The sequence below is a fragment of the Cryobacterium sp. TMT1-62 genome, assembly GCF_004403145.1.
In the GTDB taxonomy this organism is placed as follows: Bacteria; Actinomycetota; Actinomycetes; order Actinomycetales; family Microbacteriaceae; genus Cryobacterium; species Cryobacterium sandaracinum.
This window is the reverse complement of the sequence record NZ_SOGZ01000022.1, coordinates 46,989-65,567: the sequence shown is the minus strand read 5'-3', so window position 1 is coordinate 65,567 and position 18,579 is coordinate 46,989. Positions and strand designations below refer to the sequence as shown.

The 18,579-nt window shown below is 68.2% G+C and carries 17 protein-coding genes; 12 read left to right on the top strand and 5 right to left on the bottom strand.

Going from position 1 to position 18,579, the window contains the following annotated elements; genetic code table 11:
* Positions 1-114: 114 nt before the first annotated feature.
* Positions 115-930: an alpha/beta fold hydrolase gene (locus E3T34_RS05215; protein WP_241976840.1), complete on the bottom strand. Its 816-nt coding sequence runs from the start codon at positions 928-930 to the stop codon at positions 115-117.
* A gap of 379 nt (positions 931-1,309) precedes the next feature.
* Here E3T34_RS05215 and E3T34_RS05210 point away from each other — a divergent pair, with 379 nt between their 5' ends.
* From E3T34_RS05210 to E3T34_RS05200, 4 genes are all read left to right on the top strand, one after another.
* On the top strand, positions 1,310-2,185 hold the full coding sequence (locus E3T34_RS05210; RefSeq protein WP_241977342.1) for a transglycosylase SLT domain-containing protein: 876 nt from the start codon (positions 1,310-1,312) through the stop codon (positions 2,183-2,185).
* Between the two features lie 79 nt (positions 2,186-2,264).
* The gene (locus tag E3T34_RS05205; RefSeq protein WP_134342374.1) at positions 2,265-3,719 is read left to right on the top strand and encodes an HNH endonuclease signature motif containing protein; all 1,455 of its coding nucleotides are present in this window, start codon (positions 2,265-2,267) and stop codon (positions 3,717-3,719) included.
* A 42-nt stretch (positions 3,720-3,761) separates the two neighbouring features.
* Positions 3,762-3,920 (top strand): hypothetical protein, encoded by a 159-nt coding sequence (locus tag E3T34_RS15750; RefSeq protein ID WP_166784718.1) that lies wholly within the window; start codon positions 3,762-3,764, stop codon positions 3,918-3,920.
* Positions 3,921-3,929: 9 nt separating this feature from the next.
* Positions 3,930-4,394: an isoprenylcysteine carboxylmethyltransferase family protein gene (locus tag E3T34_RS05200; RefSeq protein ID WP_134342373.1), complete on the top strand. Its 465-nt coding sequence runs from the start codon at positions 3,930-3,932 to the stop codon at positions 4,392-4,394.
* Positions 4,395-4,581: 187 nt separating this feature from the next.
* Here E3T34_RS05200 and E3T34_RS05195 read toward each other — a convergent pair whose 3' ends face one another.
* Complete coding sequence (locus E3T34_RS05195; protein ID WP_134342372.1) at positions 4,582-4,887, bottom strand: hypothetical protein; 306 nt, start codon at positions 4,885-4,887, stop codon at positions 4,582-4,584.
* A gap of 115 nt (positions 4,888-5,002) precedes the next feature.
* On the opposite strand from E3T34_RS05195, the gene E3T34_RS05190 reads away from it, so the two are divergent.
* From E3T34_RS05190 to E3T34_RS05175, 4 genes are all read left to right on the top strand, one after another.
* Positions 5,003-6,505, top strand: a complete 1,503-nt coding sequence (locus E3T34_RS05190; RefSeq protein ID WP_104101447.1) for a DUF3375 domain-containing protein — start codon at positions 5,003-5,005, stop codon at positions 6,503-6,505.
* Positions 6,498-7,199: a DUF4194 domain-containing protein gene (locus E3T34_RS05185; RefSeq protein ID WP_104101444.1), complete on the top strand. Its 702-nt coding sequence runs from the start codon at positions 6,498-6,500 to the stop codon at positions 7,197-7,199. Before E3T34_RS05190 ends, E3T34_RS05185 begins: the two co-directional genes overlap by 8 nt.
* Positions 7,196-10,576, top strand: a complete 3,381-nt coding sequence (locus E3T34_RS05180; RefSeq protein ID WP_134342371.1) for an ATP-binding protein — start codon at positions 7,196-7,198, stop codon at positions 10,574-10,576. The genes E3T34_RS05185 and E3T34_RS05180 overlap by 4 nt, the downstream gene beginning before the upstream one ends.
* A gap of 72 nt (positions 10,577-10,648) precedes the next feature.
* On the top strand, positions 10,649-11,206 hold the full coding sequence (locus E3T34_RS05175; protein WP_134342370.1) for a hypothetical protein: 558 nt from the start codon (positions 10,649-10,651) through the stop codon (positions 11,204-11,206).
* 230 nt (positions 11,207-11,436) lie between these two features.
* Here E3T34_RS05175 and E3T34_RS05170 read toward each other — a convergent pair whose 3' ends face one another.
* From E3T34_RS05170 to E3T34_RS05160, 3 genes are read right to left on the bottom strand one after another with little or no spacing between them, the layout of a single operon-like run.
* Entirely contained in the window at positions 11,437-11,883 is a 447-nt protein-coding gene (locus E3T34_RS05170) for a hypothetical protein (protein WP_134342369.1), read from the bottom strand.
* Complete coding sequence (locus tag E3T34_RS05165) at positions 11,880-12,188, bottom strand: hypothetical protein (RefSeq protein WP_104101432.1); 309 nt, start codon at positions 12,186-12,188, stop codon at positions 11,880-11,882. Before E3T34_RS05165 ends, E3T34_RS05170 begins: the two co-directional genes overlap by 4 nt.
* Positions 12,185-13,144 carry a 1-phosphofructokinase family hexose kinase gene (locus tag E3T34_RS05160; protein ID WP_174843123.1) on the bottom strand — a complete coding sequence of 320 codons (960 nt, stop codon included), beginning with the start codon at positions 13,142-13,144 and terminating at the stop codon, positions 12,185-12,187. The genes E3T34_RS05165 and E3T34_RS05160 overlap by 4 nt, the downstream gene beginning before the upstream one ends.
* Before the next feature lie 96 nt (positions 13,145-13,240).
* Here E3T34_RS05160 and E3T34_RS05155 point away from each other — a divergent pair, with 96 nt between their 5' ends.
* The 4 genes from E3T34_RS05155 (at position 13,241) to E3T34_RS05140 (ending at position 18,572) form a co-directional block, all read left to right on the top strand.
* A complete protein-coding gene (locus E3T34_RS05155; protein WP_104101430.1) occupies positions 13,241-13,657 on the top strand; it encodes a VOC family protein in 417 nt (138 codons plus the stop codon).
* 139 nt (positions 13,658-13,796) lie between these two features.
* Entirely contained in the window at positions 13,797-14,528 is a 732-nt protein-coding gene (locus E3T34_RS05150; RefSeq protein ID WP_104101427.1) for a glutamine amidotransferase, read from the top strand.
* 54 nt (positions 14,529-14,582) lie between these two features.
* Complete coding sequence (malQ, locus tag E3T34_RS05145; RefSeq protein WP_134342368.1) at positions 14,583-16,730, top strand: 4-alpha-glucanotransferase; 2,148 nt, start codon at positions 14,583-14,585, stop codon at positions 16,728-16,730.
* 138 nt (positions 16,731-16,868) lie between these two features.
* Positions 16,869-18,572 carry an AMP-binding protein gene (locus E3T34_RS05140; RefSeq protein ID WP_134342367.1) on the top strand — a complete coding sequence of 568 codons (1,704 nt, stop codon included), beginning with the start codon at positions 16,869-16,871 and terminating at the stop codon, positions 18,570-18,572.
* Positions 18,573-18,579: the final 7 nt, after the last annotated feature.

Sequence of the window (18,579 nt, the reverse complement as noted above, 5' to 3'; positions counted from 1 at the left end):
TTCCTGCGGCGACGACAAACCAACAAACCAGAGGAGGGCCGCTGCACCTCCAGCCACAAGCCCGATGACGACGCCGACGCCGCGATCGAAAGTCTTTGCCCCGATGAGCGCAGATCAGCAGAGCAGGGGGACCTCGACCCTCCCGCTGCTGCTCCCGCTCCGGAAGAACTCGATCGCCGCCTCCCGGAACGCGCGTGACGTCGGGGCGTTGAAGTGATTGCGCCCGGGGATCTCGAAGAATCCTCCGCTCGGCGTGGCCGCGGCAAGTACCTTGGAGGCCTCGAGGATGCTGTCTTTGGTCCCGGTGGCGAAGAGCACGGGCTGAGTCGGCGCGTTGTCGGCGCCGGGTTGGGGGCCGCCGCGCATTCCCTCGACGAGGGCCACGAGGGCTTTGAGGTCGTTGCCGGGCAGCGCGCGGGCCATGGTCAGGTATGCCCCGGTAAGGCGGTCGGCGACCTCGGTGCCGTGCTCGATATGAGCGCGGGCATCCATGACCTTGAAGCGTCTGAGGGGGTCGCCGTCGGGTATGCCGCCGAGCACGGCCCGCGAGATGCGTCCCTCCAGTTCGCGGGCGGCCTGCCAGCCCACGCGGGCGCCGAGGGAGTATCCCGCGTAGGCGACCTCGTCGAGCAGGTAGGCGTCGAGTACCTGCAACACGTCGTCGACCAACGCCTCCATCGTGTAGTCGGCGGGGGAGCGGGGCTTGTCGCTCAGGCCGTGCCCGCGCTGGTCGATCGCGATCAGGTGGAAGCCGGCGCGGATGAGATCGCGCGTCCAGCCGGTGACGTGCCAATTGGCGACGGCGCTGGAGGCGAAGCCGTGCACGGCGAGCACGGTGGGGGCGCTCGAATCTCCGAATTCGTAGGTGGCCAGGTTGACTCCATCGGCCGAATAGACGAAGCGGTGCGGTGGGGCGGTGCGTTGTGACATCACGGACCATTGCATCACGACCATCCGGATTTCGGCCCACCAAGTCGACTTTTGGGCAATCCCGCCACCCTGCTTTGCCAGTGCTTTGCCAGCTAAAAATGAGGATATGTCCAGAAATCCCGGGCAGTCTTGAAGGTTCGCCCGGCCGGGTCCCCGACCGAGGAACGTCGAAAAAGAAGCGTGAGCGCAGCCGCGCGCGATTCGCCCAGTGAAAGTTATGCCAAACTCAGACTCGTCTTCCCCTTTGTCCGTCCTTTTCCCCAGTTCAAACCCTGAATCAGACGCCACTCCGGTCCGTGCGGCAGCCGCGATCGGCACCGACGTCGGACTCACCCGCCATCAGGAAACGCGTCGCCGGCGTGGACGAAGCCGCCTACTCGTGGCCGGCGCCGTCATCGCCGTTGGCGCCATCGTGGGCAGTGGATTCTCCGCCCAGTCTGCGTCGCAGGCTGCCGCGGACGAGCAAAAGAAACGCATCATTGCCACCGCAGCTCTGGCAGCCGCCACCGGCCCTCATCCCGAGCAGGCAGGCAGTCTCGACGGAGTCGTCCCGGCCCACGCCTCCGCGAGCGCCCGCACCGCCCTTGCCGGTGCCACCGGCGTGATCGCGGCGGCCCAGGGCAAGACGGATGTCTCGGCGCTCTCGAGCACCGTCGCCTCGCTCAGCGAGTACTCGCTTCTGGCTCCCGAACGAGTTTTCGATCTTGTGGAGCAGGTCACTGCCGAAGCCGAGGTCGTGAAGGCCTCGACCGCCGAGGCCGATCGCATCGCCGCGGAGCAGGCCGCGGCTGCTGGTCAGGCTGCCGCAGCTGCTCAGGCCGCCGCAGCTGCTCAGGCTGCCGCGGATACCCAGGCTGCCGCGGATGCCCAGGCGGCGGCTCCGAAGCCGGCAGCACCCAAGCCGGTCGCGCCCGCCCCGGCACCGCCCCGCCCCGCCGCCCCCACGAACCCCAGCGGAGCCCAGGCGATCGCCCGGGACATGATGGCGTCCAAGTACGGCTGGGGCGCCGACCAGCTCGGATGCCTGGTCAGTCTCTGGAACAAGGAGTCCGGCTGGAACGTCAACGCCTACAACGCCTCGAGCGGTGCCACCGGCATCCCGCAGGCCCTGCCCGGCAGCAAGATGGCCTCGGCCGGCGCCGACTGGGCGACCAACCCGGCCACCCAGATCTCCTGGGGTCTGAACTACATCGCGGAGCGCTACGGCGATCCCTGTGGAGCGTGGTACAAGTCGGTGGCCTCGGGCTGGTACTGATGGTCAACATCTTCGAAAAGTCATGTAGATTTTCTGCGTATTTCTAGAACTGAGATTCCATCAGTGCTAAAATCAGGGTATGGAAAACCTGGCCGATCTCAGCGACATCGAGAACTTCGACATCGAAGAGCTTGACGACGGCGGCGCGCTCGGCGTCGTGACGGCCGAAACGTCCGGTGATGCGGCTTCCCTCGATCGCAGAATGAGTGTCCTGGCCGAGCTGGTCTCCGCGGCCGCGGCCGCCGACCGACTGCTCGCCGCGGCGTCGGCGGCGCGGGCCGAGGCGGTCGACGAGGTGCGGGCCTGGTGCCTGTCCAATGAGCTTGCCGTCGAACGTGATCGCGCCCGCCGGACGGCTCGGGCCGAGGCCGTCGAACAGGGGCTCACGCCGCCTGCCGACAGCGCGGCCGACAGCGCGGTCGACAGCGGTTCGGTTTCGGCCGGCGTGGCCGGTTCCCGGTGGAACGCCCTTGAGATCGCCTACCGCACCGCGATCTCCGAACTCGCCTGTGCGTTGCACATCTCCCAGGCTTCGGCCTCCAATCTGATGGCGCAGAGCGAGGCGCTCACCGGCACGTTCACCGCCAGCCGCAATGCCCTCGCGGCCGGCCAGATCAGTTACGCGCACGTGCGGGTCCTGATCGAGCACGCCAATTCTCTTCCGACGGCGGCCCGCGCCGCCTTCGAGGCCGAGATGCTGCCCCAGGCGAAACGGCTCACCGTGCCCCAGTTCGACCGCACGGCCCGCCGCCTGCGGGAGAAGTCGCATCCGGAGTCGATTACCGTGCGCCGCAGCAAGAGCCAGGCCGACCGCACCCTCATGTTCGAGCCGGCCGCAGACGGCATGGGGTGGCTGCACAGCTACCAGCAGCTGCCGGTTGCCCAGGCGATTTTCCACCGAGTCAACGACATGGCGGCCAGTCTGCAGGGCCCCGACGAGCACCGCACCCTGGCCCAGCTCCGAGCGGATGCCTTCGCGGCACTGGTGGTCGACGGCGTCACCCCCGCGGGGCTCGGCCGGGGCATCCGCGCCACCGTGAACGTGACGGTGCCGGTGCTCACCCTCCTCGGCCGCAGCGACGAGCCGGGTCACCTTGAGGGGTGCGGGCCGATCGACCCCGAGACGGCCCGGGAACTGGCGGCCGGAGCGCCGAGCTTTACTCGCATCCTGGTCCATCCCGAGACCGGCGTGATGCTGTCGGTCGGCCGAGATCAGTACCGGGTGCCGAAGGACCTCCGGCGGCTCCTTGTGATTCGAGACGAAACCTGTCGATTCGCCGGCTGCAACCGACCGGCGGCCCGCGCCGAGATGGACCACAGCCACGAATGGCAAGAAGACGGCATCACTCGGTACGACAACCTCGCCAGCCTCTGCGCGCCCGACCACCGGTTGAAGACCCAAACCAACTGGACGGTGACCCAGTCGCCGCGCGGCGAGCTCCACTGGACCGCGCCCAGCGGTCTCCACTACAGGTCCGATCCGGCAATACCCTTCGAGCCTCCGGGCGCCGTCGACGACCCACCGCCCTTCTAGGGCCGGCGTCCAGGGTCACAATGTCTGCTGAAGCTCCCTCTCGTGCTCGCGGGAGCCCAGACCGACAAGGGCGGCTGGGCATTGGCCGGCTACGAGGAGGACAAGAAGCTGGCCGGGATCGTAACGGCCGCAGTGTTCGTGACATCCGCGATCTCCTCCGGGGTCGCGAATACGTGCAAGCCGAGGCAGGTCAGGGCGTAGCCTCAAGCCATGAAGCGTGCGCTCGCAATTGCCCTGGTGTCGGCCCAGTTCCTGCTGCTCCTGGCCCTGGCCCTCCTGCCCCACGGCACACTGTGGCCGGTGCACCTCGCCGTTGTCTTTGGCGCGATCGTGCTTGCTGTCGCCGGCGCGGTCTTCGCCGTGCTCGGCATGCTCGGCCTCGGACCGGCCCTCACCGCGAGCCCGATTCCGCGGGAACACGCGCCTCTGGTCACCACTGGTGTCTACGGTCTTGTGCGCAGCCCCATCTACACCGGTCTGATGATCTGCGGCCTTGGGCTCGTGCTGCTCGGTGCATCGGTCTGGCATCTCGTAGCCTGGCTCGCCCTCGTTCTGCTGCTGGCGGGCAAGGCACGCTGGGAAGAGCGGATGCTCGTCGCCGAGCACCCGGACTACGCCGCTTACGGCGCCCGCGCCGGCCGCTTCCTCCCCGGGATGGGCCGGCTGAAGCCGTGACGTGGTGAACCAATTCGACGGAGATTTTGGAGCACAAGTGCTTTTCGGCCGGGTTTTGAGACATTTCGGCCAGATTCTCCGTCGAATTCGTTCAGGACGCGGAGAGGAACACGTCGGCTGGAACACGACGGCTGGAAAACGACGGCTGGAACACGACGGCTGAAACACGACGGCTGAAACACGACGGCTAGACGAAGACCAGAACCAGCCGCACGACGACAGCCAGAATCGCGACTCCCGACAGGGCCAGCGACGCGAGCACCAGCCCTCGCCCTCGGGCGCCGGCCGGGATCACACTGAAAGCCCGCAATGAAAGGGAAAGCCCGATCAGGGCAACGAACAGCGCGGGAAACGGCAGCAGCACCGCGAGGACGACGCTGACGACCGACATCCAGAAACCCGGCACCCGGCCGGGCGTCTTCGACCAGTCCAGGTGGGGCGCACCGAGATTGAGCAGGTTGTTGCCCTCCATATTCGCGCGCGGGTCGGTCACGTGTCGCTCCTTCAGCTTGTCCTGACAGTCTCACACGCGCCACGAGCGCCTGCCCGCGTGTCGGCCCGCACGCGAGGACCGTTACCCTTGAGGAGGCCCGGGAAGGAACTTCTATATGAGCGAGCTTGCGGGTGAACTGGCGCGGGTGCGCGAAGCCTTCGACAAACCCACCCTGCGCCTGCTGGACCGCAAGTGGGCGCCGTTCGTGCTCTTCGTGTTCAAGTCCTCCTTCAGCCGCGACCGGCGCAGCGTGCGGGCCGATCTGCTGCACATTCAGGTCGACGCCTACCTTGCCGACCTGCGCTCGGTCGGCAGCGATGTGCCGGGCAAGACCGGTCGGGCCCTCTGCGTGCAGTGGATGAACGACCAGTGGCTCTACCGCGAAACGGGGGAGGGCGACGAAGAACACTACTCGCTCACCTCGCACGCACTCGAGGCGCTGCTCCTGGTCGAGAGTCTGTCCCGCGATCGGGCTTTGATCAGCGAATCCCGTCTCACCACGATCGTCGACACGGTGCGTCACCGCGCCACGCAGGCCAACCCTGATCGGGAGGAGCGCATCCGTCGCCTCGACCGGGCGATCGCCGAGAACGCCGCCGAGCGCGACCGCCTCGCAGCCGGCGGCGAGATCGCGCCCGTCTCGAACGAGCAGATGCGTGAGGGCTACGCCGACCTGGTCGACCTGATCGGCCAGCTGCCCAGCGATTTCAAACGCGTCGAGGAATCCGTCGCCGCCATGCACCGGCAGATCGTCAACGATTTCCGCGGTGAGGAACGCCCGATCAGCGAGGTACTCGACGAGTACCTCGCCAAAACGGATGCCCTGATGACCTCGACCCCGGAAGGTCGCGCCTTCGAGGGGGCCTTCACCCTGCTGCGCAACGACGACCTGCTGCGGGAGCTGGGGGACGACCTGGAGACGATCCTGCTGCATCCGTTCGCCCTCGAACTCAGCGCCACCGACCGCCGCAGCTTCATGGGCACCGTGCGCCTGATCCGCAAGGGCATCGACGACGTGCTCACCCAGCGCAACGGGCTGACGACCACCCTGCGCGAGCACATCGTCAACCACGACGTGGTCAAGGACCGCGAACTCGAACGCCTGCTGCGCGAGATCAACAAGGAACTCGCGACCTGGATGCAGACCGCCGGGCCCCGCTCCACGGTCACCGCCGAACTCATGCCGGGAACCCTCGACGCCCCGCACCTCCGCGAACGCTTCTACGACCCGGGCGCCCACCGCGCGCCGCCCGAGCTGCAGGATGTCTCCGACGACGCCCCGCCGCCACCGAGTCTCGACGAGATGCGCACGCAGGGCGGCCCGCTGCTGGGGGAGCTGCGCGACGCGATCGTGACGGCCTTCAACCACGGCGACGCCGCATCCGTCGGTGACGCCTTCAACGATCTCGACGTCACCCTGCGCCGCCCGGTCGAGATTCTGGGGATGCTTCAGATCGCCACCCAGATCGATGCGGTCAGCCGGTCCCAGACGCTCGAACGATTCGAAACCGTGCGACCCGACGGCTCCACCCGCAGCTTCGAGGTGCCCCGAATCATGCTCAGCGACGACGAAACTGCGGCGCTGTCCGCCCTGAACTACGGATCCGACAATGACTGACGAGCCCACCGCCGAGCACCCCGACATCGATATGCCCAGCTTTTCCCTTTTCGAGGGCGACGAGGGAGGACTCACCGTGGAGCAGCGTCGCACCCTGGTGCTGCTGCTGAAGCACCGCTACATCTCCGCCGCGCTGCAGCCGGCCGAATGGCAGACGCTGCTGCGCTCCCAGAGCCTGCTCAAATCGCGCCTGAACGACATGTTCCTCGATCTGCACGTCGACCTGCACTACGAGGTGGCATTCAAACGGCAGGCGGTCGCCGAGGGCGGAGACCGGTTCCCGACCCTGCTGCACGACGTGTCCTACACGCGGGAGGAGACCATTCTGCTCGTGCTGCTGCGGCAGCGGTTCCGCAGCGAGCGTGCCAACGGCCACGACATCGTTATCGTGGACCGCGACAACCTGGTGGAGAACGTCGGCCATTTCCGGCCCGAACACGCCACCGACCGGTGGGGCGACGCCCGAAAGGCCACGGCCGCCGTCGACAGCCTCGCGAAGGCGCGGGTGCTGCTGAAGACCAGCGACCCCGACCGATTCCGCATCTCCGCCGTGATCGAGGTGCTGCTGCCGGTGGAACGGCTGAGCGAACTGCTGGAGTGGCTGGTCACCCAGAACGCTGATCCCGGCCCGGATGCCACCGATCTTGACGATCTGCCTCTCCTGTCCGAAGCCCTGCCGGAGGCCCTGTCATGAACGATTCCCCGCTCTTCTATGTCGACGGCCTCACCGAAGGCACCACGCAGTGGCGCGCCGAGTCGTTCCAGATGGTGAACTGGGGCGGCTTTCAGGGCCACCACGAGGTTGCGTTCGCGCCCAGCGCCACCCTGGTGTCCGGCGCGTCCGGAACCGGCAAGAGCAGCCTGCTCGACGCCTACCTCGCCCTGATGATGCCGTCGGACACCCCCTTCAACGGCGCCTCCAACGACGCCGGCTCCGGGCGGGCGCGCAGCGCCGACCAGCGCAGCCTGATGACCTACCTCAAGGGCAAGACCGACGCCAACCGGGAGGCCGGCACGGGGGAGCTGCAGGACCAGGTGCTCCGCGGTGCCCACGAGTCCACCTGGGGTGCCGTGTCGATGACCTTCATCGACGACAACCAGCGCCGTTTCACAGTGTTACGGGCCTACTTCGTGCCCCGTGGCGCCACCCGGTTCGCCGACATCACCATGAAGATGGCCACGATCGACGGATACCTCGACCTGCGCGACCTGGCCGACGTGACCGAGTCCCGGTTCGACAAGCGCGCCCTCAAATCCCGGTTCCCCGAACTGGATGTCTTCGACACCTATGCGGCGTTCGCCCAGACCCTGTACACCCGCCTGGGCATCGGCGCCAACGGCGAGGGCGGCAAGGCGCTCAGGCTGCTCGCACGCATCCAGGCCGGCCAGCAGGTCAAGACGGTCGACGGGCTCTACAAGTCGATGGTGCTTGAGGAACCGTCCACCTACGGGGCCGCCGACAAGGCCGTTGCCCACTTCGAAGACCTCGAACGGTCCTACGGCGCCATGGTCGCCGAGGCGCAGAAGGCCAAGGTGCTGGAACGCCTGCCCGTCCTGCACCGCGTCTACGAGACGGCGACCGATAAGGCCGACCTGATCGACACCTTCGGCGTGCACCGCTCCGGCGACACGCCGTTCGTGCTGTGGCAGCTCCGCACGGAGCAGAGCCTGCTCGAGGAAGCCGCCGACGTCAACCGGGTGCAGCGGCGCGACACCCAGCTTCGCTCCACGACGGCCCGGGATGCCGAGACCGCGTTGAAAGCGCGTGTCGCCGACCTGCAGCGCCAGCAGCGTGACAACGGCGGCGACGTGCTCGTCAGCCTGCAGAACGAGCTTGGCCAGCTCACCGACAAACGCGACGACGTGGCCGCCGAGCGCTCCAAGTTCGACGAGCGCATCCGGCCTCTCGGCCTCTCCATCGACTCCGGCGACGACTTCGATCGGGCCCGCGCCGCGGCCGACGGGTTCCTGTCCGGCTTTCCCACTGCCGAAATCGACCTCGAGAACAAGAGAAGCGCGCTGCAACGCACGGCCTATCCGGTCGAGGAGAACCTCCGCACCCTGGGGCAGGAGCACCAGTTCCTGTCCGGGCGGGCGAGTCTGGTTCCCCAGCACCTGCACAGCGCACGCCTGCTGATCGCCGAGGCGTCGGGCATCCCCGCCGAGGAGCTGCCCTTTGTCGCCGAACTGATCGATCTGGCCCCCGGCGAGGACGCCTGGCGCCAGGCGGCCGAGGTCACCTTGGCCTCCGTCGTGCGCGTCCTGCTCGTCGACGAGACTCGTCTGCGCGCGCTCAGCCTGGCCATCGACCCGCTCCGCATCCCCGTGCGCATCCACTTCGACGGGGTGCCGCTGCGCTCGCACGAGCAGATCGACGGTGACCCGCGCTTCGTGTCGGGAAAGCTCGTCTTCAAGGACTCGCCCTTCAGTGGCTGGGTGCGGGACCGGGTACAGGCCGCGAACCTCGACGCGGAGTGCGTCGCCACGGCCGCCGACCTCGTCGGGGACGGCCCGAGGGTCACCCCGAGTGGGCAGACCCGCAACGGTTCCCGCGGCGCCCATGGCTGGAACAGCGACCAGAAGTCGATCATCGGCTTCTCCAGCCGCACCCGCCTGCACGACATCGACGAGGAGCTGGCCCGCCTGCGGCTGGAGGCCGACAGCCTGGCGCGTGAAGCCTTTGCGCACGGGGCGAGCCTCGCCGACCTCCGGGCCCGCAGGGCCGCACACCAGTTCATCGTCGACGCGGCCTGGCCGGCCATCGACGTGCAAGCCGCGGATGTCCGCATCACTGACAAGCGGGCCGAGCGCGAGCGCGTGCTCGCCGACAGTGACGTGCTGCGCGCCCTGAAAGACGAGGAAGAGCGTCTGGCCGCCGAACTGGAAACAGCCCAGAAGCTGAAGCACGCCACGGAGGTTGCCCTGCAGGCCCTCGTCGCCGAGCAGGGCCGCTTCGTGGACCGGCAGGATGCGGTGAGCAGCCGCCTCGACCGCATCGACGGTGATCCGGAAGCCGCGCTGTCCCTGTCGGAGGAACACGCCACCCACCTCGACGCCCAGTTCGCGGCTGTCGCCGACCAGCACGACCTCGACGCGTTCGACGGGGCCATCAGGCGGCTGCGCGAGCGCCTCACCGAGCAGTCCAGTCAGGACCGGGACAGCGCCGCGGGCGCCCGCAACACCCTGATCGGCATCTTCGAGACCTTTCAGAGCCGCTGGCCCGACCCGAACATCGGCGTCTCGCTCGATTCCTACCCGAGCTACCGGGACATCCTTGACGCCGTCTACACACTCGGCTTGCACGATCGGCGCCAGGAGTGGAAGCGCCGCCTCGCGCTCTGGAGCGGCCAGGACCTGGTTCCCCTGGTCGGGGCATTCACCTCCTCCATCGAGGAAATCGAAGATCGTCTCCGTCCCATCAACGAGATCCTCACCACACTGCCGTTCGGAGCCGGGCGCGACCGCCTCAAGATCGCGTTGCGTCGCCTCCACCGCGATGACGCCACCGCGTTTCGCACGGAACTCAAGGTGCTGTCCTCCGGATCCACGGATGCCTTCACCGACGAGCAGACCGAAAGCCGGTTCACCCGGTTGCAGGCGTTCATGAACCTGATCCGCAAGTCCGCCGACGGTCCGCGCCAGGAATCCCAGCGCGATCTGCTGCTCGACGTGCGCCGGCACGTGGAGATCACCGCCGTGCGCACCACCCCGGAGGGCGTGGAAGTCAGCACCTACTCGTCGCTCGGCGGCAAGAGCGGTGGCGAGTCCCAGGAACTGGTGGCGTTCGTCGTGGGAGCCGCCCTGCGGTTCCAGCTCGGCGACGAGAGTCGCACCCGCCCGCGTTTCGCGCCGGTCTTCCTCGATGAGGGCTTCGTGAAATCGGACTCCGAGTTCGCCGGCCGTGCCGTGTCGGCGTGGAAGGGGCTGGGCTTCCAGCTCATCATCGGTTCCCCGCTCGACAAGGTCACCGCGCTTGAGCCGCACATGGAGCTGGTGCTCTCGATGACCAAGAACAACAGCACCGGGTTCTCCTACATCACGCCGCTCTCGTCGCCGGTGCGCTCGCATTAAGCTCCGCGCAGGACCCTACCGCGACAGGGGGAGCCCTGATTTCGGCAGGCCTGCACAGTAAGATTTTGTAGCGTGGCCGCAATTAAGGTGATCGTCGACGAGGGGCTCAAGATCGCGCTTTCCGCCGTCCGAATGGCGGTGAAGAACGACATCATCGTGGGCGCTCTCGGTGATCACGCCGACTACGATCCGGAACGCTACGCGGCGACCGCCCGGCACGAGCTGCACCTGCTCACCCGGCAGAACGAGCAGTACGCCCGCCGGGTCAAGGACCTGCGCACAGAGCTGACCAGGTCACGGTGGACCTCCGATCTCACGGAAGACCAGCACCACGACATCATTCAGCTCAAACTGCGCCGACGCGTGCATGAGAAGCTCGCCGAGGCCCTCGAGGCCGTGGCCGCCGACGACGACAAGGTCGCGCGTCTCGTGCGGCGGGCCCAGCGGGCCGCCAGCGACGAGGTCAGTGACGCGGTGTCGTCACGCCTGATCAGGCTGAACATCGACTGGCATGACCCCGATTACGAGGCACGGCGGGAGGCCCGCACCGAGGTGTTTCTGCACATCGACCTCGCCCTTTTGAAGCTCAAGCACGACGCCGCGTCCGACCTGTCCGCCAGCGACTACTGACTCCGGACTCAGTTGCGGGTGAAGAGCCGCGCGAAGAAGCCGGGGGTCGGGGCGTCTTTCTCGTGTCCGCGGCACCGCTGTGCACCCGGAACGCCTCGCATCACCTGGTCGACGTGCTGGCCGCACCCGGCCCAGGTCGTTTTTCCACACTTCTTACACGTGACTTGACGGCACATCCGTTGAACCCTTTCGTTGAACTCGTCCGCCCAACATACCCCATGGGGTATCACTTATGCTGCACGGCGTGCCCGCCAGGCGCGCCACGCACCGGTCGACCACAGCGCCCACGCCACGAGCACCGGCTGGAAGAGCAGGCGGATGCCACGGGACAGGTCCGAATCCAGGCCGAACGAATCGGTGGCCGTGACGAACTGGGAGATGTTGCCGGGGAAGATTGCCAGGAAGAACAGGGCCACGACCCAACCCACCTGCACCTTGCGCCTGGCCAGCAGCAGCAGCGACAGGCCCAGAGCGATCTCGACCAGGCCCGACGCAACCACGACGAAATCACCCTCGAGCGGCAACCAGGTGGGCACCTGGGCGAGGAACGCCTCGCGGTTCCAGGCGAGGTGGCTGATCCCGGCGAAGAGCAGGAATGCCCCCAGAGCCAATCGGCCGATCAAGCGGGGGATCGAGGTGCGGGGGGTGCGGGTGCCGGTGGCAGGGTCAGCGGTCATGAATCGACTTTAGCCGCGATCTCGGCGTCCGTTCGGGCGTTGAAGATACCCCACATGATGTGCGTCGGACCGCTGCCGTCCCTGCCGGGCGCCGCCGCGCGGCTGATCCAACGCTCGGCGGCCGCGGTGGCGCCGAGCGCGGTCAGAGACGGCGCGATCCGGGTCTTGCGAATCTTGCCGGCCATCACGCCGCCGTCCGGCGCAAGCCTCCAGCCGCGGCTGGAGGCGAGCACCTGCCCCACCTCTTCGTCGGTGAGCCACCGGGAAAAGCTACGGCTGGGCGGGTCAATGTCGGTGAGCTTCACGTTAGTGCCACCAGTTCGGCCTCCAGGCGTTCCACATCGACCCGGTGGCAGAGTTCCGTGGCCGGTGTCATCGCGGTGGCGCTGCCGGCGGCGACGGCGGCCCGGAACGCCCGGTCCACCGGGAACCCCTGCGCGATCCGCAGCACGAACGCACCGAGAAAGCTGTCGCCGGCCCCGACGGTGCTCTGCACCGTGACCTGCGGCACCCCCAGACGGATGATCCCGCTCGCCGAGGCGAGCACGGCTCCCGCTCCGCCGAGCGTCAGCGCGACGACTTCCGCGGACCCGCGGGCGACGAGCTCGGCGGCCGCGTCGATCTTGCTCTGTTCGGTGTCGAGGGTTGCGCCGACGAGCTCTCCCAGCTCACGCCCGCTCGGTTTGACCAGGTAGACCCCCTCGTCGAGCGCGGCCGCGAGAGCGGGACCGGACGTGTCCACGATGCAGCGGGCGTCGTGCCCGTGCGCCAGACGGGTGACCCGGGCGTAGAAATCATCCGGGACTCCCGGCGGCAGGCTGCCGCTGGCGACCAAATAGCCGCCGACCGGAATCGACTCTCCGACGACCGCGAGACAGGCCCGCCACTCGGTTTCACTGAGCTCGGGGCCTTCCAGCACGAAACGGAACTGCTTGCCGGTGCCAGTCTCGTCGACGGTGAAGCTCTCGCGGGTGCTGCCATGGATCGGCACCGCGATGGTCGGGATGCGTTCGGCTTCGATCAGCTGGCGGAAGGCCTCCCCGGTAGGGCCGCCCGCGGTGTACACGGCCAGGGCCTGCCCGCCGAGACGTTGCACTACCCGAGCCACGTTCACGCCGCCGCCGCCCGGGTCGAGGCGGGACCGGCCGCAGCGCATCTTGTGCTCGCTGACCACGTGCTCGGTTGACGTGCTCACGTCGAGAGCGGGGTTGATGGTGAGGGTGAGAATCGGCCGCAGCAGGGCGGCCCTGGGGGAGTCCATGGTTCCAGCGTAGGAGACTTCCCCGCACGCCTCGTGCTGGCGCGGGGTTGAGCCGATAATCGGAGCATTCGCCCCATGACAGAAAGAGGCTCCACCATGACGACCCAACTCAATCCCTACCTGGGGTTCCGGGATACGACCCGGGAAGCGATGGAGTTCTACCGGACGGTGTTCGGCGGCGAGCTGACGCTGAGCACGTTCGCCGAGTTCGAGGCGAGCGACGACAAGGCTGAGCAGGACAAGATTATGCACGCCATGCTGACCACCGACGACGGCCTGGTGCTGATGGCTTCCGACACTCCGAACCGGATGGAGTACCGTCCGGGCACCAACTATTCCGTGTCGCTCAGCGGCGACGACGAACCGGTGCTGCGCGGCTACTGGGACAAGCTCGCGGCCGGGGGCACCGTCGTCATGCCGCTCGAGCCGTCGCCGTGGGGCGACAGCTTCGGCATGTGCGTCGATAGATTCGGCGTGAGCTGGATGGTCAACATCGCCGGCGCACCCGCATAGGTCGGTGGTGGGGGGTTCGCATTCGACGCCGCGCAGATGCAGCAGCTCCTGGTGCAGGGGGAGACCAGGTCTTCGACGCGCTCACAGCCAGGTCGAAGCCGGAGCCGCGTCTACCGAGGCCCGCCACTACGATGATGCTGTGAAGCCCTTCCTGCTGCTCGCCACCCGTTCTGAGGACGAAGCCGCCGATGACGAGTACGCCGGCTTCCTCGCGGCCGGCGATCTGGAACCCGACCAGCTCCACCGGGTGCGGCTCGAGGCTGCGCCGATGCCGCCGATCGACCTGAACGGATACTCGGGCATCATCGTGGGCGGCAGCCCCTTCAACGCGAGCGATTCCGCCGAGATCAAGTCGTCCGTGCAACGCCGCGTCGAGGCCGAGTTGGCCGCCCTCCTCGACCAGGTGCTGGCCCGGGACTTCCCCTTCCTCGGTGCCTGCTACGGTGTCGGACTGCTCACCAGCCATCTGAGCGGCAGGCTGGACCGCACCTGGTCCGAGGAGGCCGGGCCGACCTGGATCTCCCTCACCGAGGCAGGCGCAGCCGACCAGCTGTTCGCCGCGCTCGTGCCCACCTTCCAGGCTTTCGTCGGGCACAAGGAGGCCTGTTCAGAGCTGCCGCCCGGCGCCGTCCTGCTGGCGACCGGGCAGAACTGTCCCGTGCAGGCGTTCCGGGTCGGCAACAACGTCTACGCGACGCAATTCCATCCGGAACTGACCAATGCCGGCATCCTGACCCGCATCCGCATCTACCGCGAGTCCGGCTACTTCGATCCCGACGCCCTGGACGACGTCATCGCGGCGATCGACGCATCCATCGTCACCGAGCCGGCCAAGCTGATGAAGGCCTTCGTCTCGCGCTTCGGCAGGTAGAGCCGGCGGGGTCCGGCGCGGGTCCGGAACCGGTCCCGGATCTAGAGTGGTCCCATGGAACTCGAACCAACCGACCGTTCTGCGGCGGCGCTGCTGGAACTGGCACGATCACTCGGGGTTGACACCTCTTTCACCGGCTGGGACGGTGCTTCACGGGCGGTCGACTTCGGCACCCTGCGTAAGGTCCTGGGTGCCCTCGGCGTTCCCGCCGGCACGCCTGCCGAGGTTGATGCGGCCCTGACCGAGCAGAGCCTCGCGCCCTGGCGCCGGCTCCTGCCTCCCGTCGTGGTGCTCCGCGCGGGCGGCGAGGCCGAGGTGCCCGTGCACGCCGGCGCAGGTTCGACGGCCCTCGTCTGGATCGTCGCCGAGGACGGCACCCGGCACGAGGTGTTGCAGACCGGGCTCTGGGAGAAACCCCGCACCGTCGACGGTCGGCCGACGAGCCGGGCGATGTTCCAAATTCCGGCCGGCCTGCCTCTGGGCTGGCATACCCTGCACGCAGAGAGCGGAGACCACACGGCGCGCTGCGGCCTCGTCGTGACCCCGCCCCGGCTCGAGACCACCCGCAACCTGGCCGGGCATCGCGACTGGGGTTTGATGGCCCAGCTCTACTCGGCGCGCTCCTCCCGGAGCTGGGGGATCGGCGACTTCGCCGACCTTGCCGACCTGGCCGCCATCTCCGGCTCCCAGTACGGAGCCGACTTCGTCCTGGTCAATCCGCTGCACGCGTCCGAGCCCGCCCCGCCGGTCGAGCCCTCCCCCTACCTGCCGTCGAGCCGGCGCTTTTTCCACCCGCTGTACATTCGGGTCGAGGACGTGCCCGAATACGCCTACCTCGCCCCGGCGGCACGAGCCGTTGTCGAGTCCCTCGCTGACCGGCAGCACTCGGCCAACCTGGAGGCGGACCACCTCGACCGCGACTGCGCCTATGCCGCCAAACTGACCGCGCTGGAAGCCGTGCACAAGGTGCGGCCGAGCCCCTCCCGTGCCCACCGGTTCGAGGAATTCTGCGCCGAGCAGGGTCAGGGTCTGGTCGACTTCGCGCTCTGGTGCGCCCTGGCCGAGTTGTTCCCGGCGGATGCGCCGGAATGGTCGATCGAGCCGCGCGGCCCCCGCGGTCCCTTCGCCGCCGAGCACCGGAAGCAGCTCGCGGACCGCATAGAATTCCACAGCTGGCTCCAGTGGCTCTGCGACCAGCAGTTGGAGACCGCTCAACGCGCGGCGACGGATGCCGGGATGGCCATCGGCATCGTGCACGACCTCGCGGTCGGGGTGCAGTTCACCGGGTCCGACGCCTGGACCCTGCAGGGCGTTCTCGCCCCGGGCATGACCGTGGGCGCCCCGCCGGACATGTTCAACCAGCAGGGCCAGAACTGGTCGCAGCCGCCGTGGCACCCCGGCCGGCTGGCCGAGTCGGGCTACGTCGCCTACCGGGACATGCTCCGCAGCATCCTGCACCACGCCGGCGGCATCCGGGTGGACCACATTCTGGGTCTGTTCCGCCTGTGGTGGATCCCGGTCGGCGCCGGACCGGGAGAGGGCACCTACGTGCACTACGACCACGAGGCACTCATCGGCATCCTGGCCCTCGAGGCCCAGCGCGCCGGCGCCGTGGTGATCGGCGAAGACCTCGGCGTCTTCGAGCCCTGGGTGCGCGACTACCTCGCCGAACGCGGCATCTTCGGAACCTCGATCCTCTGGTTCGAACGAGACAACGGCGTGCCGCTGGCCCCCGAACGGTACCGCCAGGCCTGCCTGACCAGTGTGAACACCCACGATCTGCCTCCGACGGCCGGCTATCTCGCCGGCGACCACGTGGCCCTGCGCGAATCGCTCGGTCTGCTCGGGCGATCGGTCGAGGAAGAGCGCACCGCGGACCTTGCCGAGCAGTCCGCCATGCTGGCCGCGCTTCGCGAACGCGGCCTGCTGCCGCCGCTCGGCACCGAGCCAGCCCCGACCGTGCAGGAGACGGTTGAGGCGCTCTACGCGTACACCGCGATGACGCCCTCGTCGCTCCTTGGCGTGGCTCTGGTGGATGCGGTCGGCGAGCGCCGGACCCAGAACCAGCCCGGGACCTCGAACGAGTACCCGAACTGGCGCATCCCGCTGGCCGGCCCCGACGGAAAGTCCGTGCTCATCGACGACCTGCCCGGCAACGCCCGCTTCGCCGCCCTGGTGGACGCGATCCGCGCCACTCCCTGAAGCGCTTCATCACGCCGAGGAAGATCTTCGCGCTGTCGGCCCGAACGGCGCCGAGCTGCGGAACCTGCGGGACCTGCCGGCCCCGCGGCCGGGTGTCGTATTCCGTTTTGGGCATTTGAACCGAGGAAGATGGGACGGATGACCACCCCCCAGAGCACTACCGCCCTTCGAGGCGCGCGCGACCACCTTCTGCAGCTGCGAGACGATCATGCGCGCGCCCAGGCCGAGTTCGAGTGGCCGGATGTGGGGGCGAACTTCAACTGGGCCGTCGACTGGTTCGACGTCATCGCCGCTGGCAACGACAAGACCGCCCTGTGGATCGTGGAGGAAGATGGCCGCGAACTGACGGTGACCTTCAGTGAGATGTCGGCGCGCTCCGACCAGGTGGCCACCTGGCTGATCTCCCGGGGCGTCGGGCACGGCGACCACGTCATGCTGATGCTGGGCAACCAGGTCGAGCTCTGGGAGCTGATGCTCGCCATCATGAAAGTGGGCGCGGTCATCCTGCCCACGTCCACGGTGCTTGCGACCGGCGACCTGGCCGACCGGGTTCTGCGCGGCGGTGTGCAGCACGTCATCGCCAACGCCGGCGACGCCGCCAAGTTCGACGCGGTGCCCGGCGACTTCTCGCGCGTCTGCGTCGGTGCGGCCACCCCCGGCTGGGCCGACTACGCGGATGCCGCGCTCGTCGCGGCCGAGAAGCCCGCCGTGGTCGTGTCCTCCGACGACGCGTCCCTGATCTACTTCACCTCGGGCACCACCAGCAAGCCGAAGATGGTGGTGCACACCCAGACGTCCTATCCCGTGGGGCACCTGACCACCATGTACTGGATCGGACTCCGCCCGGACGACGTGCACCTGGCCATCAGCTCGCCCGGCTGGGGCAAGCACGCCTGGAGCAGCTTCTTCGCCCCGTGGATCGCCGAGGCCACCGTCTTCGTCTACAACTACGCCCGGTTCGACCCGTTCGCCCTCGCCGACCAGCTGCACCGCGCGAAAGTGACCACCTTCTGCGCCCCGCCGACCGTGTGGCGCATGCTGATCCAATCCGACGTCGGCGCCAAGCCGGTAGGCCTGCGCGAGATCATCTCGGCCGGCGAGCCGCTCAACCCGGAGGTCATCCACCAGATCCAGCGTTCCTGGGGACTCACCATCCGGGATGGCTACGGCCAGACCGAGACCACGGCGATCGTGGGCAACGCCCCGGGTTCCGCACTTCTGCCCGGTTCGATGGGGATGCCCCTGCCGGGCGTTGCGATCACGCTGCTCGATCCCATCACCGGTGAGGAGAGCGACGAGGGCGAGATCTGCCTCGACCTGTCCCGCACCGCGGTCAACCTGATGGCCGGCTACCACGGGGATCCCGAACGCACGCGGGAGGCCGTGCGGGACGGTTACTTCCACACCGGTGATGTCGCCAGCCGCGACGCCGAAGGCTACATCACGTTCATCGGCCGCACCGACGACATCTTCAAGTCCTCCGACTACAAGGTCTCCCCGTTCGAGGTCGAGAGCGTGCTGCTGGAGCACCCGGCCGTGGCCGAGGCGGCCGTCGTGCCCGCGCCCGACGACACCCGGCTGAACATCGCCAAGGCCTACATCGCCCTGGCGGCGGGCTGGGAGTCCAACGGCGAAACGGCGCTCTCGGTGCTGCGCCACGCCCGCACCGGTCTGCCCCCGTACATGCGGGTGCGGCGGGTCGAGTTCTACGAGCTGCCCAAGACCAGTTCCGGCAAGATCCGCCGGGTGGAACTGCGCATGCGCGAGGATGCCGCGGCCGCCGAGAACACCCGGCTCCCCGGTGAGTGGCGCGACGACCAATTCCCCGAGCTCAAGCGCTGACCGGCCG